Below are 23254 nucleotides of genomic sequence, written 5' to 3' on the forward strand. Positions count from 1 at the left end.
GGTAGCTCACGAACAAAATCGGCTTAAGCCAGTATAAAGTCCCTTCGCCGCCGCAGGCACCCTGTGGCGCGCATTGCGCTATCAGCATTCATTATGATCGCTTATCACGGCACGCCATGGCAAGGGCTGCACGGGCGAGCATTCACTCATGCAGCCATGCAATGGCCGGGGGGATTCAGTCGGATTCGCCGCGCTCGATGACGATGACGCGACGCTCGTACCGGTCGTTCACCAAGACATATGGCACGCGCTCCCCGCTGTCGAACAGCGAGGCGGCAATCAGGCGATTGGCCTGTGCGGGCTCGTGCTCGATGCGCCGCACTCGCGCGCCGTCGACCTTGGAATCCTTGTATGGGTCGAACACGCGCACGGCCGGGGCGCCATCGGGCATGGCGTCGAAGCCAGTAACCAGCACATAATGCCCGTTCATCCGATTCGACCAGACCCGCGCCACGCCGGCCGCGTGGGGACCGGCAATATGAGCAGCCTCACCAACGCGACGAGCACCGGCGTCGGAGACGTTCCCGGCATGGTTCCGCGCAGGAGTCGGCTGATTCGCGTCACTATTCCTCAAGCCCGACTCGATCGCCCGGCGCAGCGGGGTGCCCGACCCATCTGGCTCGCCCGCCAGCGCATCTTCGCCGCGCAGCAATCGCGCCCGAATGGGGAACTGGCCGGATTCGCCATACATATTGAAGGTGTTGACCAAGCTGAGCATGGCATCCGGCGACGTGCCATCGCCGCCGAAACTGCCGTCCGGACCGTACAGATCCAGCGATGCGCGGAAAATCGACCACAGCACATCAGGGCGAATCTCATCGCGGTCGAACAGGTAGCGCAGCGCATTCACCATGGTCGCGGGAGCGCAGGTGTAGTCGGTTGACTGGTATGCCAAATCGTTCTTCATATGCCTGGCCTTTCCGGTTCTGCTTCCGATGCTTCGCGTTTACGTGCGCACTGTTTATACGCACACTGTTTATGCGTTATGCGCACACTGTGGGCGTGTGTGGGCAAGCACCGCCACTTCAACCACCGGGCCGACTCTATGCCCCTTTCGTGACGCTCAATGCAGATTACCGTCACGAAAGGGGCATTCGTTGCAGCACACTGCCCCTTTTGCGCCTCGTATCACGATTCAGCGTCACGAAAGGGGCATAGACAAGGGATACAGACCACTGCAATCAGCACCTCGTATGAGTCCATTGCTGGGTTGCGACCAGCCCATGCCTCCGGCCGAGAATCCGGACTGGCCCACAAACTGATCTGCTGCTACTTGGTCTTGGGCGCGGCGTTGGACCGGCTCGTGGAGGCACCCGAAGGCTTCGCGGCCTTGGTTGATTTGCCATCCGGCTTAGGAGCCGTGCCGCCCGCGGCCTTCGAGGCTTTCGCCGTCTTTGACGTCTTGCCCACAGACCCGGTGTTTGCAGCCTTGGCTTCACTGGTTTTGCTGGCCTTGCCCGATTCGTCGGCGGCTCCGGCACCCGCATCGTGCGGCTCGGCACCGCCCGCGACCTTGTGCGGCACGCCCGTCTTACGCGATGCGCCGGGCCTATGCAATGCGCCGTTCTTCGACAACGCGCTCGGCACCGGCATCGGAATGCGATGCGGCTTCGGCTGCGCCTTGGCCGCCGGCGTCACCGGCATCTCGCCGCTGGTGGCCTTCGCCGCGGCCTCGGCGGCCCATTTGGCGTACTCGTCAAGATCGTCGTCAACGGGCAACTCCGCCTCAGGCTTGCCGTCGACCGCGTCGACGCGAGCATTGCCACGAGCCGGCGTCGAATCGTCGGAATATGTCGTTTCGGCATCGGCGAAAGGATCGATCGAGTCGGAACCCGGCTCCTGAACGCGCAGCTCCTTGGCGAGTTCGTCGTAGTTGGTATCAGTTGTCAAGTACTTGAGCTTACGGGCTATTTTCTGCTGCTTGGCTTTCTGACGTCCGCGGCCCATCTGACCCCCTGAATTACTGTTGCGTTCGATTCATCACATAAGAGAGTACCACCAGTTGGGCCGCACCGGCTTGTCTGCTCGGACTTTTACGATAAAAGCGATATTTTCGAACGGTTTCCACACGCTTTTCGGCGGGTGCGGCAAAGGACATGGCATGAGCGACGACCAGCAGATGACTGCAGCGGGCAATGAGATGAGCGCGAGCTTCCTAGCGGCGAAGCGGCTCTCCGAGCAGACCAAGGCGCAGCTCGACGCGAACCCGGGCCGTTTCACGATGCTCACCGGCGACCGGCCGACCGGCCGACTGCACTTGGGCCATTACTTCGGCTCGATTCAGGAGCGCGTCGCCATGCAGAACAAGGGCGTGCACTCCAACATCATCATCGCCGACTATCAGGTGATCACCGACCGCGACACGACCGAGCATATCGAAGACAATGTGCTCAACCTCGTGCTCGACTATCTCGCGGCGGGCATCGACCCGACCAAGACCATGATTTACACGCATTCCGCAGTGCCGGCCGAAAACCAGCTGATGCTGCCGTTCCTGTCGCTGGTGACCGAGGCCGAGCTGCACCGCAACCCCACCGTGAAGTCCGAGATGGAGGCCTCCGGCCACGCGCTGACCGGGCTGCTGCTGACCTACCCCGTGCATCAGGCGTGCGATATCCTCTTCTGCAAGGCCAACGTCGTGCCGATCGGCAAGGACAACCTGCCGCATGTGGAGATCACGCGCACCATCGCGCGGCGCTTCAACGAGCGCTACGCCCCCAAGCACCCCGTGTTCCCCGAGCCTTCGGCGATTCTGTCCGAAGCGCCCGAGATCCCGGGTCTCGACGGCCGCAAGATGAGCAAATCCTACGGCAACTCGATTATGCTGGGCGCCACCGCGCAGGAGACGACGAAGCTCATCAAGAAGAGCCCGACCGATTCCGAGCGCCGCATCACCTTCGACCCCATCAATCGCCCCCAGGTCTCCGCGCTGCTGACGACCGCCGGACTCGTGACCGACCGCGATCCGAAGGACATCGCCGAGGAGATCGGCGATGCGGGCGCCGGTGCGCTGAAGCAGTACGTCATCGACTCGGTGAACGAGTTCCTCGCCCCGCACCGCGAGCGCCGCGCCGAGCTCGCCAAGGATATGGATTCGATCCGCGACATCCTGCGCGACGGCAACAACCGCGCCAACGCCATCGCCGAGCAGACCCTCGACGAGGTCCGCGCCGCGATGGGCATGAGGTACTGAGCGGGCGCTCGCAATCGCTGGCACCGGGTCTACTGATGCCGGGCCGGAGCGTACGGCTCTCTGATCGTTCGCGAAGGTCATGTTGGGAAACGTACGCTGACTGCGACTCAGCGTACGTTGTCCGATATGGCCTCGCTCAACGTGCAGCATAACGTACGCTGCGCGACGGGAATGCGGGCGAAAAGCCGGGGACTGGATGGATGCTCGGACGCCAGAGCGTCAATCATCAGAGCGTCAAATATCGTAGCGCCAGCTTTTATCGGTGATGACGCGGGCCATGGCCAGGCCTACGGGCAGGCACAGGATGACCATGAAAGCGCGGAAGGCCCAGTCGAGCGCCGACTGGGTGTCGAACTGGCCGAGCTGAAACATGGCCTGATACATATAGAGTCCTGGCACCATGATCACAATCGAAGGCACAGTCAGGCAGATGCGCGGATAGCCCAGATGCGGCGGCAGCCAGCCGCGGCGCACCGATGAACGCCACGCGGAGGCGAGCAGGCCGGAAAGCAGCGCGCCGATGAACGCAGCCGCTTCGGGCGGCACGCCGAAATCGACGATCGTCAGGCGCAGGGTGTCGGTGATCGCGCCGATGGACGCGGCGGTGAGGCACATGCGCTGGGGCGAATTGAAGAGCACCGAGAAGCCCCACACGCCTACGAAAGCAGCCACGAGACGGAAGAGTCCATTCACCAAAGGGCTGAGGCCCAGCGGCTCGAAGCCTTGCGGGTTGAGATGCACGATCGTGGCCACCATCCACCCTGCCAGCGTGGCCATCAGGATGATCGCGAAAGTATAGGTAATGCGCTGAATGCCTGAGGGGAAATCGATTTTCGCGATATCCAAGCCTCCGGTGATCAGCGGAAATCCGGGGATCACGAACAGCATCGCGCCGATATACGCGGTATCGTGCTGCAGCGCGACCGGGTCGAACAGGCCGATCATACGCAGGGTGCCGGTGCAGGCAAGGGCGGCGAGGGCCACGCACACGAAGGTGACGAAGAACTGGTTCAGCCGATGCGCGAACAGCAGCCGACGCAGGAATTGGCCGAGCCCGGCGCCGATGAACGCGCCGACCATGTCGTACGGGCCGCCGCCGAGCAGGAACACGAACGCGGCGCAGGCCAAGGCCGACGCAAGACCGGAGAACCACGGCGAGTAAAGCGGCGGACGGCGTTCGATCAGATCGAGCCGGTCGTGGGCCTGACGCACGGTGATGCCGTTGCCGCCGGTCACTGCCGCCGCGCCGACATGGTCGAAATGCTGGGCGTACTGGCCTTTTGGCGGCTCGCGCCGCGCCTGCTTGACCGCGCGCATGGCGGATTTGCGCGAGGCGGGGTTGTCGAGCTGCTCGACGAGTTCCTCGGAGACCGTGGGTTTGGCGTGGTATATCGATTCCTCGCCAAGGTTCACATTAAACCAGTCGGCGAAATGCTCGAGCAGCCAGATGCGTTCGGTGTTCACGCCGGTCGTAGGCAGGTCCACGACCTCGGTGATGCGGTCCTTGCCGTCGGTGCAGGCCGCTTCGATGTCGGTGAGGTTCACATCGGCCCGCACATGCACGCCGAGCGGATAGGCGATGCGATGCATCATCTCGCGTACTCGGAAGCTTCCGGTGCCTGCACCCAGGTCCAGCATGCCAACGCGCACGATGACGCTCGCCTTGGCTGCGATGCCGGCATCGGTCACCGGCGTATCCCAGTCGCGCTCGATATCCTCCATGTCCAGCGGAATGGAATGGGTGTGGAAATGCTGCACCGCGGCGGCCGTGTCTTCAGGCTCCCCGGCCATATGGTCAGAGGCGGAGACATGGGCGCTGGCACCAGCGCTGGCCGAAGCACCGCTCGGATCATTGGCCGCATCGGCAGCGCCGGTATCGCTGAAGCCGCCAGCCAAGACGCTGGGCGCACCGCCGTTGCCGCCGTCGACACCGCTGCCTTCGGCCGCAGCCGCCGCCTGTTCGCCTTGTTGTTTGGAAGTCACAGTACAAGTTCTAGCGCACGCCACGTATGAGTTCCGCGACAGGTCCGGCACGCCCCTCGTGGACCTGCGCAGGGTCACAATATGACCGTCGGTAACACGAATGTCGATTTGGTGGTTTTACAATGAAGCCGCACAAACCACCGAACGATGGCTTTGGGTTCGCAACAGACGGTCATCACAATCGCGGAGGAGCCGCGAACGACCGACAGATCGAGCAACCGAAGTTCGGCAAAGGAGGTCTCATGACACAACAGAAAACACAAACCGCGGTTGCGGCTGACGAGCAAACGCCCGTCGCCGCGCCCGTCCAGCTGCCGGAGGAGCACGAGCTCCCCGCGTCGCTGCAGCACGACATGGATCTATGTCTGGAGATTCTGCGCGACGTGGTCGGGGAATTCAACCCCGATCTGCTCGGCGCGTTCGACACCGTCCGCGAACACGTGGTGGCCGACAGCGACGCGCAGTACAGCGGCCAGGCACAACCCGAATCCGGGGAAAGCGGTCTGGACAAGGCCCGCGAGATCATCGACTCGATGAATCTGCACGACGCCCAGCTACTCGCCCGGGCGTTCACCACATACTTCCACTTGGCGAATCTGTGCGAGGAGAACTACCGCGTCAGCTCGCTGCATCAGCGCGAAGCCAAGGTCAGCGACGATCAGGCCGTCGACCCGGTAAATGAGCTGACCGGCACCTATCACCAGATCATCGTCGAGATGGGTCCGGCGAAGGCTAAGGCATTGCTCGACAAGCTCGAGTTCCACCCGGTGTTCACCGCGCATCCGACCGAGGCCCGGCGCAAGGCCGTGGCAGGCAAGATCCGCCGCATCGTGATTCTGCTCAGCAACGATTCGATGCTGGGCGGCTCCAATAAGAAGGAGAACCGCCGCCGGCTCTACAACGAGATCGACGCCCTGCTGCGCACCTCGCCGATCGCGCTGAAGAAGCCGACTCCGGTCGAGGAGTCGAACACCATCCTCGATATCTTCGACGACACGCTGTTCGACACGATTCCCAAGGTCTACCGCCGCTTCGACGACTGGGTGCTGGGAGACAAGGCCGGGCTCGTCGAGCCGGTGTGCCCCGCCTTCTTCCACCCGGGCAGCTGGATCGGCTCCGACCGCGACGGCAACCCGAACGTCACCGCCAAGGTCAGCCGCAAGGTAGCCCGCAAGTTCACCGATCACGCCGTCGCAGCGCTTGAGAACGCGACCCGTACCGTCGGCCGCAACCTGACGATGGAATCGGGCACGACCCCGCCCAGCGACGAGCTGATGCAGCTGTGGAGCCATCTCAAGGAGATGAGCGAGCGGCTGACCGACAAGGCCACGCTGATTTCCACGCAGGAGCCGCACCGCGCGACCATGCTCGTGATGGCCGACAAGCTGCACTACACGATCGAGCGCGACGCCGACCTCATGTACCATAGCTGCGATGATTTCGTCGCCGACCTCAAGATCGTCCAGCGTTCGCTCGCCGCAGCCGGCGATCCGCGCGCCGCGTATGGCCCGGTTCAGGACTTGATCTGGAAGGCCGAGACCTTCGGCTTCCACATGGTCGAGATGGAGTTCCGTCAGCATTCGCTGGTGCATACGCGCGCGTTGGAGGATATCCGCGAGCACGGCCTGCACGGCGAGCGCGGCGAGCTGAAGCCCATGACGCACGAGGTGCTCGACACCTTCCGTGCGCTCGGCTCGATCCAGAAGCGCAACGGCATGAAGGCCGCGCGCCGCTACATCATCTCCTTCACCAAGTCGGCGCAGAACATCCGCGACGTGTACGAGCTCAACCGCATGGCGTTCTCGCACCCCGAAGACGTGCCGACCATCGACGTGATCCCGCTGTTCGAACAGCTGCAGGATCTCGAGAATTCCGTCGACGTGCTCGAGGAAATGATCAAGATCCCCGAGGTGCAGGCCCGGCTCAAGGCCACCGGCGGCAAGATGGAAGTCATGCTCGGCTACTCGGATTCCTCCAAGGACGCCGGCCCGACCACCGCCACGCTTGCTCTGCATTCCGCGCAGGACCGCATCGCCAAGTGGGCGAAGGGCCATGACATCGATCTGACGCTGTTCCATGGTCGCGGCGGTGCCGTCGGCCGAGGCGGCGGCCCCGCGAACCGCGCCGTGCTGGCACAGCCGGTCGGCTCGGTCAACTGCCGCTTCAAGCTCACCGAGCAGGGCGAGATCATCTTCGCCCGGTATGGCAACCCCGTGCTCGCCGTGCGCCACGTCGAATCGGTCGCGGCCGCCACGATGTTGCAGTCCGCGCCGAGCGTGGAGAAGATCAACACCGAGATGACCGAGAAGTATGCGGATATGGCGAATACGCTGAGCGATATCTCGCACAAGCGCTTCCTCGATCTCATCCAGGCCGACGATTTCGCCCCGTGGTTCTCCACCGTGACGCCGCTGACCGAGGTCGGTCTGCTGCCGATCGGCTCGCGCCCCGCCAAACGAGGCCTTGGCGCGAAATCGCTCGACGATCTGCGCACGATTCCCTGGGTGTTCTCCTGGGCGCAGGCGCGCATCAACCTCGCCGCATGGTACGGCCTGGGAACGGCCTGCGAGCAGTTCGGCGACCTCGATGCGCTGCGTGCGGCGTACAAGGAGTGGCCGCTGTTCACCACCTTCATCGACAACATCGAGATGTCGATCGCGAAGACGGACGAGCGCATCGCCAAGATGTACCTGGCGCTGGGCGACCGCGACGATCTGCGCGACAAGGTGCTTGAGGAGATGGAGCTGACCCGCAAGTGGGTGCTGCTCATCGTCGACGACGAATGGCCGCTGCAGCATCGTCACGTGCTGGGCCGGGCCGTGCGTATCCGCTCGCCGTACGTCGACGCGCTGTCGGTCACGCAGGTGCTCGCGCTGAGGACGCTGCGCAAGAAGGTGGACAAGGAAGAGCTGAGCGAAAGCCAGCAGGCCGGGTTCATCTACCTGATCCTGTGCACCGTTTCGGGAGTCGCCGCCGGCCTGCAGAACACGGGCTGATTCGGGTGTGATCCGGATCCGGACGGATGAGAGCGGTTGCGCATGATTGCGCACGCCGCGGTCCGTCCGGCTTTATCCGGCATAAACGCCGTAGGGCGGGTCGGGAATTTACGGGTTCCCGGCCCGCCCCGCGCGATTTTTTGGGGTTTTAGGTTTTTGGGGGAGGGGGCTGCGGGATTCGTATGCAGAGGTTCGCGACGGTGTGCGCCTAGGCTGGGCGTGGTGGACCCGCGCTGATTGTGATTGTTTACATCATTTATATTCGTGCGCGACTATCATGGCGAAAGGCTATGCACGAACGGCCGCAATTGACGATACGACAATAGCCGACACGACGACAAGCCAAAACGACGCGATGTGCCGAATGAGAGGAAAGCCATGACCGACGAACCCGATGCGCAACCCGAACAATCCGAGCAATCCGACTTGACCGAAGCGAAGGCCACGGCCGCGTGGAGCCGCATGCTGGCCGGCAATCGCCGGTTCTCGCAGGGCGATGCCGAGCACCCGTGGCAAGACAAGGAGACGCGCGAATCGCTCATCGACGCGCAGCATCCGGATGCGGCGGTGCTCTCCTGCTCAGATTCACGTGTGCCTCCCGAGATCGTCTTCGACCAGGGATTGGGCGATATGTTCACGATTCGCACGGCCGGCGAAGTGCTCGACGATGCGGTTGTCGCCTCGCTCGAATTCGCCGTGGAAGCGCTCAAGGTCAGCCTGCTCGTCGTGCTCGGGCACGAGCATTGCGGCGCAGTCGCCTCGACGGTCGCCCAGCTTAAGACGCTGATTGACGATTCGACTCGTGCCGGCCAGACCGATCTCGCCAAGACCATCGCCGAATCGGATTCGATCATCACGCGCTCAGTCGGCGCTTCGATTCAGGCCGCCCGCGAATCCGACCTCACCAGCACCGACGACTTCGAGCGCGTGCACGTCGCCCGCACCATCGAAGCACTCGTCAGCGGCTCCGCAACCATCCGCCAGGCCATCGCCGAGCAGCGGGTGACCATCGTCGGCGCCCGCTACCAGGTCACCAACGGCAAAGTCGAAGTCCTGTCGTTCTAAGCGATCCAGACGACGAAACGGCCATATGCGAGTAAGAGCATTATGCCGCTTAGCATTTCACCGTGTTCGGTTTGCCTGTGCATGCCGCTGTCATGGCTATACCGCCGCGATGTATCACTTTTGCAGGCAGTTAAGGGTGCGTGCGACCGGTAGGCACATCTATTAAGCACATCTGGGATGATTACACAGATTTGCATGTTCAGACGGCCCTTTGCTGACTCTTGGGAATGGCGGTATTCCGCCAAAACGCGCTATGGCGAATTCGTCGGCTACTTGGCGAAGTGCTTAATACGCGAAAAAAGTGCTGAATAGACGCCCACAGCGGTCGCGTCGGCGGCAACCACGAAAATCGCGGCATCGGCACCACAATCCGGCACTACTTTCATCTATTCAGCACTTTTTTCGCGTATTCAGCACTTGCGAAAGTACAAGCCCGTCATGCTTCGACACGGATTCGCGGCATTCCGCCGATTATGGGTACATGCCAATGTCTGTGAAGACCCTGTTGACACGGCCATACGCGGAAATCTGCTTAATAGATGAAGAGGGACAGTCATTGCCGCTCCTGTGCTCTGTGAACCGCCCGACCACAGATTGCTGGTTGCAAGCCGTTGCCGGCGAACCGTTCACTTGCGTCGCCTTTCTTACGGTAGTTGGACCCTGCCGTAAAAACTGTAACGTTTTACAGGTCCATTATGTAACATTTCGTACGCCAGCCTCACGTTAGCGTGCAAAAGACGACGCTGAACACCGATTGTCGACGATATATCACGGATTGCAGTCGTCGATCGTAATCCGCAAATTGCGAACCGCAGACCATAAACCGTACGCCGCCTAAAGCGCACGCAAGTACTCGCCCAGATGCGGCACGGCGAATTCCACGTAACCGTGATCGGCCGGCCGGATGAGCTTGTCCTTGATGAGGATTGCGCGGTATTTGCCCACCCAGCTGCGGCTTCGACGCGTACGCTCGGCGATGTCAGCCACTCTCGTGGGATTCGGCGAGTCCTCAGCCATCGCAGTGAGAAACAGCCGTTCAGCACCCGTCGTGCCATTCAATGCCGGAGCGCATACGGCATCCTCAAAGGCTAGCATCGCATCGCCAGCCCCCGCGTTCACGTCGTCAGCAGTGATGACAGCGGAGCCCCGCCGCTGCGCGGACTGCCACATGTAATACCCCACGAGCTGCATTATGTACGGGTAGCCCTCCGAGCGACGGGCGGCATCGAGCGCATCGTCATTGCTGATGGTTTTGCCGGATTCAGCGACGCTCTGGACGAATGCGCTTCTGACGTCCGGCAGCGGCACATTGTCAAGCTCACGTCGCAACGCGCGGCGCAGGAACGTCGTTACTTCGTTATCAAGCAAATCGTTGACCATGTACGGCAGCCCGGCGAAGACGATGGCGACGCCCTTCTTCTCGGCATCAGGCGTATCGCTTTCGTCGGTGTCGATGATGACGTGCTGCACGGCCGTAGCAATCGCCACAAGATCCTCGCGCGACGCGGCCTGCGTCTCATCAATGGTGATGAGAATGCCTTTGCCTTTGCCGATCTTTCGACTGCCGAGCCATTCGTTGAGCGCATTGCGCAGCGTCAACGGACTGGTCTGCGCGGAGAAATGCGCCTGTCCGAGGCTGGCGGAGATGATGCCTGGGACAGCCACCGTCGGGCTGATTTCCGCCTCGTCAAGCCGTAACTTTTCAGGCGTCAGCGCCGCCACCAGCCGCGCAACCAATCCTTGAGAAGCAGTTTCCGCGATGGTCTCCCAATGCTGCGCCTTGGCGATGCGCCGAAATTCGGTGAGCATGACCGTCTTGCCGAAGCCGCGCTGCCCCGTGACGAGCATGATGCGCCCCGGCGCGCCGACGCCGTTTTTCAGCGATTCGGAAAAGTCATCGATAATCGTCTGCCGTCCGATGAGTATGGGCGGCATCTTGCCAGCCGTCGGCTTGAATGGATTGGCTTCCGCTGCCATATTGCGCCTCCTTGTGTGACTTGTGTAGCTTGTGTAGCCGTACGTCCCATACCCTGCGTACATGACGCGCTGCACACCATATACCACGAATGCATACCATATTACACGATTACATACTACAATATACGATTACATACCATCATGTACTCTCTCGCTGAAGGCTGGGCTGGCAGCCAAACCGGTCCAAAGCCACACCCCAAAGACCGGGCACTCCCCTAGAGTGGAGTTCATGCCTCTTGGTTTGAACATCCTTCTGATTTTCGTCTTCCTCGTGCTCGGCTCCATATTCTCCGGCACCGAGCTGGCGCTGGTCAGTCTGCGCGGCTCGCAGCTCGACCAGATGGAGCTGGAGGATGCGCGCGGAGCACGCGTGGCCAAAATCGCGCGTGACCCGAACACCTTCCTCTCGACCGTGCAGATCGGCGTGACGCTGTCCGGCTTCCTGTCGGCATCCTTCGGTGAATCCTCGATTTCGCCGTTCATCGTGCCGGTCGTCGTGGGCTGGGGCGTACCGCAGAACGCGGCGGCGCCGCTGACCACCATCGTGCTGACGCTGATCATTTCTTACTGCTCGATCGTCATCTCGGAAATGGTGCCCAAGCGCATCGCCATGCAGCGCACCGAGCAGATCGCGCGCGCCGTGGTACCCGCCATCGACGCCTTCGCCAAAATCACGAAACCTATCATCTGGCTCATCGGCAAGAACACGAACGGCATTGTGCGGCTGCTCGGCTTCGACCCCAACGAGACCGAAAGCGAGGTCTCCGACGAGGAGCTGCGCGTGCTGGTCAACTCGAATTCGCGGCTGAGCATGGACGAGCGCACGATTCTGGACGATGTATTCGACGCTTCGGAGACCATCGTGGCCGAGGTCATGCGCCCGCGCGCCGACGTGGTCTTCCTCGATGGCGCGCAGCCGCTGGCCGAGGCCGCGGCCTACGTGCGCGAGATGCCGTATTCGCGCTATCCGGTCACCGGCAAGGATTTCGATGATGTGCTCGGCTTCGTGCATGTGCGCGATCTGCTCGATGTACGCGACCCCAACGCCCGCACCGTCGCCGACGTGACCCGCGAGGGCATCGCGCTGCCCGGCACCTCGAAGATCCTGCCGAGCCTGAGCCTGCTGCGCAAGCGCGGCATCCATCTGGCCGTCGTCATCGACGAATACGGCGGCACCGATGGCATCGTCACTTTGGAGGATATGACCGAAGAACTCGTGGGCGACATCCGCGACGAATACGACCTGCCCGAGGAGCCGCGCCACAGCGGCAACGGCAGCGCTCCGGGCGCGTTCGTCAACGGCGTGGCCACGATTGACGGCGGCATGACCATCGAGGACTTCGCGGATCTGACCGGCATCGAACTGGGCGACGGCCCGTACGAGACCGTCGCCGGCTACTTCCTAGCCCACACCGGCCGCATGGGGGCCGTGGGCGAGGTGCTGCACTCTGATGACGGCTACGATATGGTCGTCACCGAGGTCGATCACCGCCGCATCGAAACGCTGGAAGTGCGCAAGCATGTCGGCGATGCGGGAAGTGCGAATGACCAGATTCTGACTGCTTCTGCTAATTCCGCTGCTTTTGCTCATCCCACAGCGGAGCAGGCACCGACCAAGGCGTGACGTGAGCTGCTGGCACATGCGCCTGTCGATCCGCATCTGTTCGGGCGGGTGCTAATTACCAAGCGCTAATCGACAGGCGCAAACCCCGACTTTGCAACGATATATGCAGTTCGAGCGTCCTCCTTGTCTGCAAAACCCGCGAGCTCTCATTCCGCACCGCACGTCCTTCATATATTTAGTAAGCAGATTTTGCAAAATTGCGTGGCATATGCCCCGTATTGGTCGGATATCAAATCACAGAAATGGCGGAATTGCAACAAAACGCAGTATGCTCGTTTTCTCGGCTACTTGGCGAAGTGCTTAATAGCCGAAAAATCTGCTTACTCAATGGTGTGACAGCATCTTCATCCAGTTTTCACCTTGCGCCCATAGTATTTCCTCGCGCAACCCATGCCGCAATCGTTGTTTTCATCTATTCAGCAGTTTTTTCGTCTATTAAGCAGTTACGAAAGTATGCGACCTAAAGACCTTCGCACGATTATTGGTATTCCGCCATTTCTGTGCGTATAAGAAAGATCTCGAAACCGCGTATCAGCGATTTTGTACATCAATGTGCTTACTAAATGACAGCCATAGCAGCCGCATCACCAGATGCTGAGGAAAACATGTCGCCTTTCGTCCTCTGTTTGACGAAATCGCACTTACACGGCCACAAACCGGCAAATGCCGGATTTCGCCGAATGCGAAGTTCGCACGATAGCGGGCGTGGCTGCACGCAGCCACAGCCAAGACCGCTAGGATGGAAGTACTGTGTTCATTGACAGGAAGGAATGAATTATGGCACTTGAATTTGTGGTTCCCGGACTGGACGAGGCTGCCTCCGAGAAGATCGTCTCCATTTTGCAGAATCGTTTGAGCCAGGAGCAGGAAGCGTCCCTGGTGCTCAAGCACGCGCATTGGAATGTGACCGGCCCGAGCTTCATCGGCGTGCACGAGATGCTCGATCCGCAGATCGATATCGTGCGCAATCAGGCCGATGAGACGGCAGAGCGCATCGCCACCCTCGGCGGCAGCCCGGACGGCCGTCCCGACGCGATTCTGCGCAATCGCACCTGGAAGGGCGTGGACCTGACCGGCCGCCACTCCACGACGGATTATCTGAAGGCGCTGTGCGACTTCTACGACCAGCTCATCGCCGATGACCGCGAGGCCATCAAGGAGCTCGACGAACTTGACGTGATCAGCTCGAACATCGTGCAGGATCACGTGCAGGATCTCGAAAAGTTCCAGTGGTTCATGCGCAGCCACTTGGTGTGAGCCGCTCGTTGCACGTATAAACGTGCGAGCATATAAACGGCGGTGCAAGTTACACATTGTGAGGTGAAACTTGCACCGCCGCAGTTTCCCAGCGGGGTGGGGCCAGCGATTCGATTCGCTGGCCCCACCCCGCTGCTATGTCATGATTACACGGTTACTGTCACCGGAAATGCAAGCTTTGGCCTTCTACTTTACAATTTATCGGACTCATACTTAATAATTTATCGGATTATTGTGGTGTATTGCTGCTATATCAGCATCGCGAAGAATGGGATGCTTCGACTGAGATCGGACGAATGAAGACTGCTAACGCGGCGTTTACGCTAGCTACTAGAACGCGCTGGTCCTCGTATTGTCGTCACGCAAACCAACCTGTTTGTGTGACGACAGCACGAGGATCAGAAACGAAGAAGCCGAAACCTTCTCAGCTCTCGCGGTAGAGTTTGGTGTAGGAGCCTTCGGCGCGGGGGCGCACCACGATCGAGTCGATGTCGACGGTGTCGGGCTGGTCGAGCGCCCAGCGAATAGACTCAGCGACGTCGTCGGCCGTGAGCGGGTTCGGCACGCCTTGGTACACGGCGGCGGCCTTGGCGGCATCGCCGCTGAAGCGCTTGACGGAGAACTCGTCGGTTTTGACCAGTCCCGGAGAGATGTCGATCACGCGCAGCGGCTGGCCGATCTGCTCAAGCCGCAGCACTCGCGCCATGATGCGCTCGGCCGACTTCGAGGCGCAGTACCCGGCGCCGCCCTCGTACGGCTCGATGCCTGCGGTCGAGGAGACAATGAGCACCGTGCCGCCGCCGGGCGCAGCCTTCAGCGTCGGCAGCAGCTTCTGCGTGATGCGCAGCGTGCCGATCACGTTGAGCTCGTACATGTTGCGCCAGTCGTCAAGGCTGGCTTCGGCCACTGCGTCCTTGCCGATCGCGCCGCCGGCGCAATTGACTAGGGCCTTGACTCCGCCGCCCTGAACAATCGTGTCCACGGCCTGCTGAGTCGAGTCTTCGTCGGTGATGTCGCAGGCGACATAGCTTACCGCCGAGCCGATCTCCTCGGCCAGCTCCTTGAGCTTGTCTTCGCGGCGAGCCAACGCCACCACGCTCCATCCGGCCGCCACCAACGCGTGCACAGTCGCCGCGCCGATGCCGCTGGATGCGCCGGTCACCACCACGCGTTTCGTTGTTTCCGTCATATGCCGGACCTCCTTCAATCTTGTTCAATCTTGGGACTTCTGTAATCGCTTCAAAAGCGAATAGCGCTGTATCTCAATAACGTCGCATTCGATTCCCACAGTAGTATCACGACTATCGCAGGATTATTCTGTTACCGAATTTTACGGCTTAACGGCTCCCAGGGCGCAACCCCGAAGCCCAGAACATCACCGACCCCGACATGCGCCAAGCCCTGACAGAACGACAAGACCTCATTGAGCAGCGCGCCGCCACCCTCCTCGACGCCGCCATCACAGCAGGTGAACCATGGACGGCACGGCTCGGCCCCAAACCCGACGAGCCCAGGAAGCAGACGGCATGGCTCACCGCCGCTCGCACCGTCGCCGCGTACCGCGACCGCTACCAGATCACCGACAGCCAGCACCCCCTCGGCCCGCAACCGGAGAACGTGAAGCAGAAAGTCGACGCGATTCGTGCCAGAACGTCACTCGCGCGGGCTGAGCGCCTGACAAGTGATCCTCCTGCGGATGCACGTCGAATCGACACCGTCGGGCATATTGGACGAATTCTGTGAATCTAGTTCGACGACGAGTACTGGCCATGGGCTGAGGATAACTTTTGCTGGCTGCATAGCCGACATCTCTGAGTTCGAAGTCCGGGATACCTCGTAACAGCTTTCTTACTGTATTGGTGTTGCCTCATCCTTGAAGTGCTGGTCGAGGCAATTGAAGATAACGAGGTGAACGAATTCGAAGTTGGTGATTTGCCAGTGTGCGTTGTCTTCCTCGTGACAGAAGTGCCGGACGGTGACATCGTACTCGTCGCTAGCACGCATGACCCCGGACAACTCGTCGGTTCTGCGGCACCGCCGTCACCAACGAGAAGCAGGCCTGGGACTTCCAGAATCCGGTGTCAATGGCTGCGCTTCTCTGGGTGTCGCAGCCCCTCTGCCGTGAGTTCCGAACCGCTAAGTATATCTCTTTACGCTCACGTCGAAGACCATATTGGGCACGCCTGAGGGAGGTACGTAGCGACGTTGATGAGTCTGGCGATGAGTCGCGACGGTCTGTGATGCCGCCGGTCGGTCTCTCTGTGAACGAGTGCTTTCGTCCACGACATCCATGAACGAAAGCACTCGTTCAAGAATCGGATGTGTGATCGTGATTGCTGTCTGCGTGTAGCGTCAGTGGGGAATGATTCACATGGTCTATAGCGAGTTCAAGGAGCGCACGTACGTGGGAATCGGCGAGGGCATAGTGCGCCTCCCGGCCTCTTCGAATCACGTCGACGACGCGATGAGCACGAAGGATGCGCAGCGCGTGTGACACGGAGGATTCGCTGGCGCCGACGACCTTGACGAGGTCGCACACGCGAAGCCTCCTGACGCTCAGAGCGATGAGAATGCGCAGCCGAGCAGGATCGCCGAGCAGCGAAAAAATGTCGGCGACATTCACAATTTGTCTCTCTTCGGGGATGGATTCCCTCAGCTCTTGGATTCCGAGATCGACCGTGCCGACAGTGCAATCGTGTAGTTCGCGGTGTATGGCCCTGTGCGTCGGCGAAGTCGCACTAGAACCGCCGACAGATGATGCTTGGTCGTGATCATGCCCTTCGATCAATGAGATACTCACCAACCTGCGGTGATCTGCACCGTTGTGGAGATGAGTGTCCATGTCAATCGAACAAGTCACCGAGCCAACCTCCCCGGCGACGTTGACCATATCCGTCGCGGGTAGAACCGTGGTGGTCATTTCGACTAGAGCCATGGCGGTCTCTTTGATCGCCGTAGCCCGTCGAGGGCGATGAGCCGAAACCATCTCCCGCACGTTCAATAATCTTGTCCAGTTCGCCTCGGTCGAGCCAGACCCCCCTGCACTCGGGGCAGTAGTCGATTTCAATGCCGCTGCGTTCAGAGAGCGCCAGCGGTGTTCCGTCGGTAGGACACTTCATGATCTTTCACATCCATTCGTCATATTGGTTCTCATCTTGTTGTCATCCACTTTGCAGTGATGACAACGGACCACCATTGTGGCCATGAAAACTATGGTACATGTGAACATATATTCATACAACAGGGCGGCGTGTCCAGTTGGTTTGACCGCAAGACTTGCCGCCATGAGTCGGTGGCGGGCGAGGAACATCTGCCGCGTCGGCGCGGACTGCGGGGGCCGTTCGGACACCAGCAGGCCCACATCCCCGATCCTGTCCAGCAGCTCCGCGTTGCCCGCCGGATAGCGCCGGTCGATGCCGCCGGCCAGCACGGCCACCGTCTGGCCGCCAGCCGTCAGCGCACCACGGTGGGCGGCCGCCTCAATCCCATACGCGCCGCCGCCGATGATGACCCGCTCCGCGTTCGCCAGGCATGTGGCCAGCTCGCCGGCCACATGCTCCCCATAATGAGTGGCGGCCCTGGACCCGGTGATCGTGACCCGATCCGACAGCGACCCGGACAGCAGGGAGGCCGCGCCTTTGGCCCACAGCACGTACGGGGCCCGGTCGCCCAGGTCAGCCAGCGCGGTCGGCCAGTGTTGGTCGCCGGGGATGAGCGCGGCCATGCCGCCCTGCCGGTAGCCATCCACCCGAGCCAGCACGTCGGGCGTGAGTTTGGGGGCGAGGCGTTCGCGCCACACCCTGGTCCTCATGGCGTCCATGTCGGGAATCGGACTATCGGACTGCGCCAGCCGCAGGGTCTCGATGCCGCCATGCTCGCGCAGGGTGCCGCCGGTGGCGGGGTCGGCGGGCTCGGCGATCATCGACAGGATGATCCTCGCGGCGCGTTCGTCTCGTACCTGGTCTGCCACGGCGTCCATGGGGGGCTCCTCTCCGGTTGACAGTAACCGGACAGGTACACGGCAGAACACCCGCGAAGGGTTCCGCAGATCGCAGGCCTCACGTAGAATCGAAAGTGAGGTGTCTTTCTCCTTCACATTGGGCCGTTCGCGGCAGACCCTCCGGGTCACTCTCTAGCGCACCACCTCGATGGATACCCGTGCGTGAAGAGAGGAGCACTGCCATGATCCGCCTTCTATTTGCCGCCAGCATCGCCATCCACGACTTCCTGCGCCGCTGGATGCCCACCAACGTCATCCGCGACCTGATCCGCACCCGCCAAGGCCTCAAGTGGGGCGTGCCCGCCATGCTGCTGGCCGCACCCTACTTCGCCGCCGCCTACTGGCTGACCACCCTGCTCGCCAATGGGGCGCCGGGCTGGCTGAACCTGCTGGTGCTGCTGTGCGTGTGGTCGGGGTTCAAGATGCTGTGGCTGGGGCCCATCAGCATCGTTCTGCTTTTTGCGGGCCCGCGCCCGCGAGTTCGCCGCCCGACGCCGGGCACGGCGACAGGAGGATAGCGCTCAGCGTCATCGTGTAGAAGCGAGCGCCATCTGATGTATGCCGCGATTTATACGCGCAATGCGCGACCGAACGCTGGACTGTTTCAGGCGCAGTGCGCAGACTGCAAGCGCTTGGCTGCCGAGTCCGGATTCGAGGTCGTGGGCGAGTTCCACGACGACGGTCATCCCGGGTCTGGCCTCGACCAGCTCCTTGCCTTGGCCCGTGGCGGCAACGTCTCGGCGGTCGTCGTCAGAGACGTTAACCGTTTCGGCCGTGCCTTCGATGCCTTTGGACGAGTCATGACGACCCTCGACGAGGTCGGCGTGCTGCTGTACATCGTTGGCGAAGGCCGTCTGACTGACACTCAGCGGTCGGTCCTCGGCCTCATGCGCGTGCTCACGGACTGTGGAACAGAGCAACCGCGACGGGGACTTCGCCCCTGAATTCGATGACGAGCAGATGGCGTAGCGGGAACGCAAGGTTGACGCGGTGATCGTGAAGCCGCTCGCCACGTACTATCCAGACATTGAATGGGCGCCACCTGAAGACGAGTGATGCCATAGCGACCACAGCGGAAGGGCCACCGAGACGGACATCCCGGTGGCCCTTCCGCATGAGTGACGGTGCTGCCGCTAATGCTGCGGGTGACGCACTATTCCCGCAGGCCTCATTGTTCCTCCGGCATCGCGAATGATGGCGCGCGCTCCCGCAGAGCTGATGCCAAGTTCCTTGGCGACCTCGGCAAGGCTCATACCACCTTCGTAGAGCGGCAGGGCCTGCGCTTTGGCCTCCGACGAGATTCGCGGCCTCCTCACTGGGGCTCCTTCGCTGTTGACGATCGTCGTGACCGTGTTCCGGTGGATGCCGAACTCTCTCGCGATCTGCCTGACAGGCGTCCCAGCAGCGTAGGCCGTGAGGAGTTCTTGACGTCTCGGGTAGCTCAAACGAGTTTGAGTCTGGAGTGTTTTCTCGGCCATCGGGCCCCGAACATCGTTCCGTGGAGACTTCGACGAACGAGTCGCGATGGCCCGTTTGCCGCGCAAAGTCCGGGAGATCAACGACTTCAACGCCACCGACTGGTTTGAGAAGCTCCTACAGAGGACCACCAGATGTTCGTTGTTCAAACTGGCAACGAATGAAGTTTGATTTCCCGACTCGCTTTCCGCTTTATGGCGGAGGGCGAGTTTTTGTATTTCGGAGTCGAGGCTCTTCATGGAGATCAACGCTCACATCTTCAAACAGTGCGACAGCTTGACACCCGCTCACCACGGGGTGATATCCATCTGTACCGTACGCATCTGCCGACAGCAGCAGGTCCGATTCGATCAATGCGCATGCAGCAATCGACGCAGATGCGATACATATGCCAAGTTGAGACTTTATTCTTGATGCAGCTGATGCAGTTGATGCAGACTGAGGCGCAGACACTATGAGTTGGCATTCGTCTGATTTGCAGCTGCATGCCTACAATCCAAGATGAAACCAAAATATACGTGATAGAGCCAAATCAGCGGCACTGCAATCGCCACTCCGCACAGTGCATAGAACCATCATGACTGCCACGCCAATTGCCCGTTGAACTGGCTGATCACCAAGAAGACAAGAACTGCAACCATCATGCCAGCCCAGCCAAAAACCACATAGCACGTTTGATTGAAGGGTAGGCTAATATATGGTTCAACTACGATAGATTGGTGGGCAATCTTGCGCCGAACGCCGCTGGCGACGATCGCAGCGCCAACGCCATACCCAAGGGTGAGCACCGCCAGCCGCCACAACAGTGCGGTCATGCGTTGCTGAGCATCGAAAGCCGCCATTGCCGTGTTATCGACCCCAGTAAAATCCAAGCTCAGATATAACGCGAACAGTGTTGCCGCGCACACAACCCCGAGACCGAAATAGGCCGGTTTGCACCGGTTCAACTGCCTCCACAAGTACCGTGGCGGGCCACTTTTGAAACGCTTCAGCGTATGCCCCCAGACCGACACATACCCGGCAACCACCCCAATTAGCATGATGTTGGAAATGCCTAAATGGCGGTGCCCCGAGGCACTGCAACATGCACATAGCAGAAGATCAGCACCCAGAACGAAGACATGATTATTCTGCCCAACCGCAACACCAGCATCAGATTCAACTGAGCCTGAGCGTCGGCATTCTGCGGGTCGCTGCCCAAGACTCCTGCCAGCATCTGCGCTGATTGCTTGCTCTTCGACGGCTGCTGCGCGTCTAATATCTTAAGGGAAGAGTTCTGTGGGTCGAGGGCAAGCCCTTGATCGATAAACTCCTGCGCGCGCTTCTTGCGGTCTTTGTCCTGTTCAGACCATTGCAGGCCTATCACCTGTTCAATCTGGGCAGATAGCTCCAAGAGTCTCACATCGGTGGGGTCGATCCCGCGCGCCTGCGCGATGTGTTCCGCAGCCGCGTCGATGACTTCTTTCCGCCGAGCACGGGACAATGAGCCATATTGCATTTGGCCAAGTTCTGTCCAGGCCCGGCAGAGATACGGCTGCGAATCGTGTGGATACAGCTCTTGGAACGTGTCGCAGACCGCGAGCGCCTCATCGTAACGGGTTTGAGAGGCCAAAGTACCATTCAAAACGATATAGGCACGATAATTCGTTTCATCGTATCGCAACGCGCTCCGGGCTGCCTCTTCCGCGCCTTTCGCATCCTTGAAGTGGTTAATCTGCACCAAGCCATGCGCTGCATATAGCTCGGCCTCCTGCGGGTAGAGCTGCAAGTTCTGCAGCAGCAGCTCACCCGCCTGTTGCCACCGACCAGCGTCGAAAAGCAGCTGCACCTGCTCCATAACCCGGGCAACCGGATCTTGCGCTGGGGCAGCGTCGTCACCAGGGTTCAGCGAGTCTTCCACGACCGCACCAGCTTGTCGAGATCGTCATATTGGCCATTCGGATTCGCATACTCCACCACATTGCGCGCAGACTGCATCCACGGGCCAATCGACGAATGCACTTCGTTGAATGCGAGTTCAAAATCGTTCATATCGACCAAGCGGATGACATTGGTGCGAATTGAGTCGGCCATTGCGCTCTGCGTTGCCGTGGAGCACAGCTCCGAGACATCGGCGCCTGAAAAAACCTCGGAGCGGAAGGCGATCTTTTTCACATCGATCTTATTCACCGGCACCTGCGCAAGAGCGGTGCGCACTATCTGCTCCCGGGCAGCGGCGTCCGGCGGGGTCACCAGCAGCACCCGGTCAAAACGCCCCGGCCGCTGCAAAGCCGAGTCAACGTCCCACGGCGCATTCGTTGCCGCCAGCACGAACACCCCGTCGTTTGACGCAACCACGCCATCCATCTCGGTGAGCAGCTGGTTGACCACCGGGCGCAACCCGGAGCCGGCGTAACTGGAGCGTTTGCCGCCGATCGCATCCACCTCGTCAAAAAACAGCACCGCCGGGGTGTGCGCACGAGCGGCCTCAAAGGCTGCGGCAACCCCTTTCTCCGACTCGCCAATCCATTTAGAGAGCACGTCAGCCAGTGAAATCGGCATGAAGGTTGCCCCCAGCTCGCCTGCGATGGCACGTGCCACAAACGTCTTGCCGCAGCCGGGAGGGCCGTACAGCAACAGGCCGCTGCCCACTTTGCGACCAAACATCCTGGCAATTCTCGGGTTGCGAATAGGGTCGAGAAATGTCTGCTGAATGCGTTTTTTGACTTGGTCGAGACCCGCCACCTGGGCTAGGGTGAGCTGCTCGCGCTTGAGATCTGCCGCATACGGGATTGGCGCCTCCGAGTCATCAGTCTCAGAAGCCAGAAACGCCGGGCCAATCTCAGAGTCGATCTCTTGTTCAGCCTTTGCCCAGTCGAACTCAGGCGGGACTTGCCGGGCCGGAGTTTGCGCAACTTCAGCTGACGACGATTGCGCGGATGTTCCTTGGTCAGATACCGAGGCGGTAGGCGGCTGTGATGCCGTGGGTGATTCCGACGCCGGTTCTGCCGCTGGCTGAGTGGTGGGTTCAGACACGTCTTGCCGTGAGACATGTGGCGTAGTGGTGCCGTCCGCACCGTTGCTCGTATTCAGCTCGACAATGAGGTCCGCGGCAGCCTGCAACTCTGGATTCAATGCGAATGCGGTGGCAGCTTCGATACGCGCTTCGTCTGCATTGCCGGCCTGCTGGAGCGCCCGGGCAAGTGCGACGCGCACGGCACCGTTCTCAGGTGCGGCAGCGACTGCTGTGCGCAGTCCAACAATCAGTGCATTCGTCTCTGCCATATTTCTTCCCCGGTCTCTTATAATCACACAAACTCACTGCACAAACTACGAGCGAATGAGCGCGAGCCACACACTCACGAGAATTACATGCGCACAAAACAGAGGACATATCGACATCCAAAGTGACAGCTCTGATGCCCCGAAGTGTTTCATACGCCACTAAAGCATTGTCGTTTCGAATCGTAATGGCACACATTGACACTCGAAGATGCCTTCATCGAACGTTCGTTGCTCGCACTGGCAACGAATGAAATCCGATTCGGCCGTCGGTGCGCAGGAGTGTGGGCATGGTGCCGTACCTCCTTCGATGAGCGTCCGTTTTGTAGCGCTAATGATGGCCTGTCGCTACACAACGGTCTATAAGGCTTCGTCAGCGGCAGGATTGTAGCGTCAGGACATAGCTAGCGCTACAAAACGGA

At 60.6% G+C, this 23254-nt stretch carries 18 protein-coding genes and 2 pseudogenes; 8 read left to right on the forward strand and 12 right to left on the reverse strand.

All coding sequences use genetic code 11. The features are described 5' to 3' along the window. Positions 1 to 175: 175 nt before the first annotated feature. Positions 176 to 907, reverse strand: a complete 732-nt coding sequence (locus BISU_RS11765; RefSeq protein WP_024463835.1) for a hypothetical protein — start codon at positions 905 to 907, stop codon at positions 176 to 178. 653 nt (positions 908 to 1560) lie between these two features. Next, positions 1561 to 1947, reverse strand: a pseudogene (locus tag BISU_RS13275) (DUF3073 domain-containing protein); the annotation flags it as partial. 154 nt (positions 1948 to 2101) lie between these two features. On the opposite strand from BISU_RS13275, the gene trpS reads away from it, so the two are divergent. Next, positions 2102 to 3193, forward strand: coding sequence for a tryptophan--tRNA ligase (trpS, locus tag BISU_RS10350; protein WP_024463833.1), 1092 nt, complete (start codon positions 2102 to 2104; stop codon positions 3191 to 3193). Positions 3194 to 3427: 234 nt separating this feature from the next. Here the strand turns inward: trpS and BISU_RS10355 are convergent, their stop codons facing one another. Next, on the reverse strand, positions 3428 to 4984 hold the full coding sequence (locus tag BISU_RS10355) for a threonine/serine exporter family protein (RefSeq protein ID WP_033503116.1): 1557 nt from the start codon (positions 4982 to 4984) through the stop codon (positions 3428 to 3430). Between the two features lie 506 nt (positions 4985 to 5490). Between BISU_RS10355 and BISU_RS10360 the strand changes: the two are divergent. Both BISU_RS10360 and BISU_RS10365 read left to right on the forward strand, forming a co-directional pair. Further along, positions 5491 to 8172: pseudogene (locus BISU_RS10360) on the forward strand (phosphoenolpyruvate carboxylase); the annotation flags it as partial. A 378-nt stretch (positions 8173 to 8550) separates the two neighbouring features. Beyond that, the gene (locus tag BISU_RS10365) at positions 8551 to 9237 is read left to right on the forward strand and encodes a carbonic anhydrase (protein WP_024463831.1); all 687 of its coding nucleotides are present in this window, start codon (positions 8551 to 8553) and stop codon (positions 9235 to 9237) included. Positions 9238 to 10071: 834 nt separating this feature from the next. Here BISU_RS10365 and BISU_RS10370 read toward each other — a convergent pair. Then, positions 10072 to 11214 carry an ATP-binding protein gene (locus tag BISU_RS10370; protein ID WP_024463830.1) on the reverse strand — a complete coding sequence of 381 codons (1143 nt, stop codon included), beginning with the start codon at positions 11212 to 11214 and terminating at the stop codon, positions 10072 to 10074. Positions 11215 to 11443: 229 nt separating this feature from the next. Between BISU_RS10370 and BISU_RS10375 the strand changes: the two genes are divergently transcribed. After that, positions 11444 to 12838, forward strand: coding sequence for a hemolysin family protein (locus tag BISU_RS10375; protein WP_024463829.1), 1395 nt, complete (start codon positions 11444 to 11446; stop codon positions 12836 to 12838). Between the two features lie 777 nt (positions 12839 to 13615). Further along, positions 13616 to 14095, forward strand: coding sequence for a Dps family protein (locus BISU_RS10380; RefSeq protein WP_024463828.1), 480 nt, complete (start codon positions 13616 to 13618; stop codon positions 14093 to 14095). A 424-nt stretch (positions 14096 to 14519) separates the two neighbouring features. Here the strand turns inward: BISU_RS10380 and BISU_RS10385 are convergent, their stop codons facing one another. Further along, positions 14520 to 15284 carry an SDR family oxidoreductase gene (locus BISU_RS10385; RefSeq protein WP_024463827.1) on the reverse strand — a complete coding sequence of 255 codons (765 nt, stop codon included), beginning with the start codon at positions 15282 to 15284 and terminating at the stop codon, positions 14520 to 14522. A 200-nt stretch (positions 15285 to 15484) separates the two neighbouring features. Here BISU_RS10385 and BISU_RS10390 point away from each other — a divergent pair, with 200 nt between their 5' ends. Next, entirely contained in the window at positions 15485 to 15838 is a 354-nt protein-coding gene (locus tag BISU_RS10390; RefSeq protein ID WP_034533097.1) for a hypothetical protein, read from the forward strand. A gap of 565 nt (positions 15839 to 16403) precedes the next feature. On the opposite strand, the gene BISU_RS10395 is transcribed toward BISU_RS10390, so the two are convergent. The 3 genes from BISU_RS10395 to BISU_RS10400 are packed head-to-tail and all read right to left on the reverse strand — an operon-like array spanning position 16404 to position 18074. Continuing rightward, positions 16404 to 17030, reverse strand: coding sequence for an ArsR/SmtB family transcription factor (locus BISU_RS10395; RefSeq protein WP_233419515.1), 627 nt, complete (start codon positions 17028 to 17030; stop codon positions 16404 to 16406). Next, entirely contained in the window at positions 16939 to 17214 is a 276-nt protein-coding gene (locus tag BISU_RS13615; RefSeq protein WP_081672702.1) for a TFIIB-type zinc ribbon-containing protein, read from the reverse strand. The genes BISU_RS10395 and BISU_RS13615 overlap by 92 nt, the downstream gene beginning before the upstream one ends. Next, positions 17211 to 18074 carry a DNA-processing protein DprA gene (locus tag BISU_RS10400; RefSeq protein WP_024463557.1) on the reverse strand — a complete coding sequence of 288 codons (864 nt, stop codon included), beginning with the start codon at positions 18072 to 18074 and terminating at the stop codon, positions 17211 to 17213. The genes BISU_RS13615 and BISU_RS10400 overlap by 4 nt, the downstream gene beginning before the upstream one ends. 203 nt (positions 18075 to 18277) lie before the next feature. Here BISU_RS10400 and BISU_RS10405 point away from each other — a divergent pair, with 203 nt between their 5' ends. Together BISU_RS10405 and BISU_RS13620 are read left to right on the forward strand one after the other, a co-directional pair. Next, positions 18278 to 18613 carry a hypothetical protein gene (locus BISU_RS10405; RefSeq protein WP_024463558.1) on the forward strand — a complete coding sequence of 112 codons (336 nt, stop codon included), beginning with the start codon at positions 18278 to 18280 and terminating at the stop codon, positions 18611 to 18613. 36 nt (positions 18614 to 18649) lie between these two features. Further along, positions 18650 to 19039, forward strand: a complete 390-nt coding sequence (locus BISU_RS13620) for a recombinase family protein (protein WP_033502967.1) — start codon at positions 18650 to 18652, stop codon at positions 19037 to 19039. Between the two features lie 189 nt (positions 19040 to 19228). Here BISU_RS13620 and BISU_RS11775 read toward each other — a convergent pair whose 3' ends face one another. From BISU_RS11775 to BISU_RS10430, 4 genes are all read right to left on the reverse strand, one after another. Then, the gene (locus tag BISU_RS11775) at positions 19229 to 19810 is read right to left on the reverse strand and encodes a helix-turn-helix domain-containing protein (protein WP_051922018.1); all 582 of its coding nucleotides are present in this window, start codon (positions 19808 to 19810) and stop codon (positions 19229 to 19231) included. Positions 19811 to 20146: 336 nt separating this feature from the next. After that, positions 20147 to 20413 carry a hypothetical protein gene (locus BISU_RS12685; protein WP_152599183.1) on the reverse strand — a complete coding sequence of 89 codons (267 nt, stop codon included), beginning with the start codon at positions 20411 to 20413 and terminating at the stop codon, positions 20147 to 20149. 212 nt (positions 20414 to 20625) lie between these two features. Next, positions 20626 to 21471: a tetratricopeptide repeat protein gene (locus tag BISU_RS10425; protein WP_024463563.1), complete on the reverse strand. Its 846-nt coding sequence runs from the start codon at positions 21469 to 21471 to the stop codon at positions 20626 to 20628. Beyond that, positions 21456 to 22835 carry an AAA family ATPase gene (locus BISU_RS10430; RefSeq protein ID WP_024463564.1) on the reverse strand — a complete coding sequence of 460 codons (1380 nt, stop codon included), beginning with the start codon at positions 22833 to 22835 and terminating at the stop codon, positions 21456 to 21458. The genes BISU_RS10425 and BISU_RS10430 overlap by 16 nt, the downstream gene beginning before the upstream one ends. Positions 22836 to 23254: the final 419 nt, after the last annotated feature.

The sequence above is a fragment of the Bifidobacterium subtile genome (assembly GCF_000741775.1).
Classification (GTDB): domain Bacteria; phylum Actinomycetota; class Actinomycetes; order Actinomycetales; family Bifidobacteriaceae; genus Bifidobacterium; species Bifidobacterium subtile.

Excerpts from the sequence above, each read along its gene's own strand:
- trpS (WP_024463833.1), top strand. The coding sequence starts at position 2,102 with ATGAGCGACGACCAGCAGATGACTGCAGCGGGCAATGAGATGAGCGCG.
- BISU_RS10365 (WP_024463831.1), top strand. The coding sequence starts at position 8,551 with ATGACCGACGAACCCGATGCGCAACCCGAACAATCCGAGCAATCCGAC.
- BISU_RS10395 (WP_233419515.1), bottom strand. The coding sequence starts at position 17,030 with ATGGCTCTAGTCGAAATGACCACCACGGTTCTACCCGCGACGGATATG.
- BISU_RS11765 (WP_024463835.1), bottom strand. The coding sequence starts at position 907 with ATGAAGAACGATTTGGCATACCAGTCAACCGACTACACCTGCGCTCCC.
- BISU_RS13615 (WP_081672702.1), bottom strand. The coding sequence starts at position 17,214 with ATGAAGTGTCCTACCGACGGAACACCGCTGGCGCTCTCTGAACGCAGC.
- BISU_RS10355 (WP_033503116.1), bottom strand. The coding sequence starts at position 4,984 with ATGGCCGGGGAGCCTGAAGACACGGCCGCCGCGGTGCAGCATTTCCAC.
- BISU_RS10375 (WP_024463829.1), top strand. The coding sequence starts at position 11,444 with ATGCCTCTTGGTTTGAACATCCTTCTGATTTTCGTCTTCCTCGTGCTC.
- BISU_RS10390 (WP_034533097.1), top strand. The coding sequence starts at position 15,485 with ATGCGCCAAGCCCTGACAGAACGACAAGACCTCATTGAGCAGCGCGCC.
- BISU_RS10430 (WP_024463564.1), bottom strand. The coding sequence starts at position 22,835 with ATGGCAGAGACGAATGCACTGATTGTTGGACTGCGCACAGCAGTCGCT.
- BISU_RS12685 (WP_152599183.1), bottom strand. The coding sequence starts at position 20,413 with ATGGCGGCTTTCGATGCTCAGCAACGCATGACCGCACTGTTGTGGCGG.
- BISU_RS11775 (WP_051922018.1), bottom strand. The coding sequence starts at position 19,810 with ATGAAGAGCCTCGACTCCGAAATACAAAAACTCGCCCTCCGCCATAAA.
- BISU_RS10370 (WP_024463830.1), bottom strand. The coding sequence starts at position 11,214 with ATGGCAGCGGAAGCCAATCCATTCAAGCCGACGGCTGGCAAGATGCCG.
- BISU_RS10380 (WP_024463828.1), top strand. The coding sequence starts at position 13,616 with ATGGCACTTGAATTTGTGGTTCCCGGACTGGACGAGGCTGCCTCCGAG.
- BISU_RS10400 (WP_024463557.1), bottom strand. The coding sequence starts at position 18,074 with ATGGACGCCGTGGCAGACCAGGTACGAGACGAACGCGCCGCGAGGATC.
- BISU_RS10385 (WP_024463827.1), bottom strand. The coding sequence starts at position 15,284 with ATGACGGAAACAACGAAACGCGTGGTGGTGACCGGCGCATCCAGCGGC.
- BISU_RS13620 (WP_033502967.1), top strand. The coding sequence starts at position 18,650 with ATGTATGCCGCGATTTATACGCGCAATGCGCGACCGAACGCTGGACTG.
- BISU_RS10405 (WP_024463558.1), top strand. The coding sequence starts at position 18,278 with ATGATCCGCCTTCTATTTGCCGCCAGCATCGCCATCCACGACTTCCTG.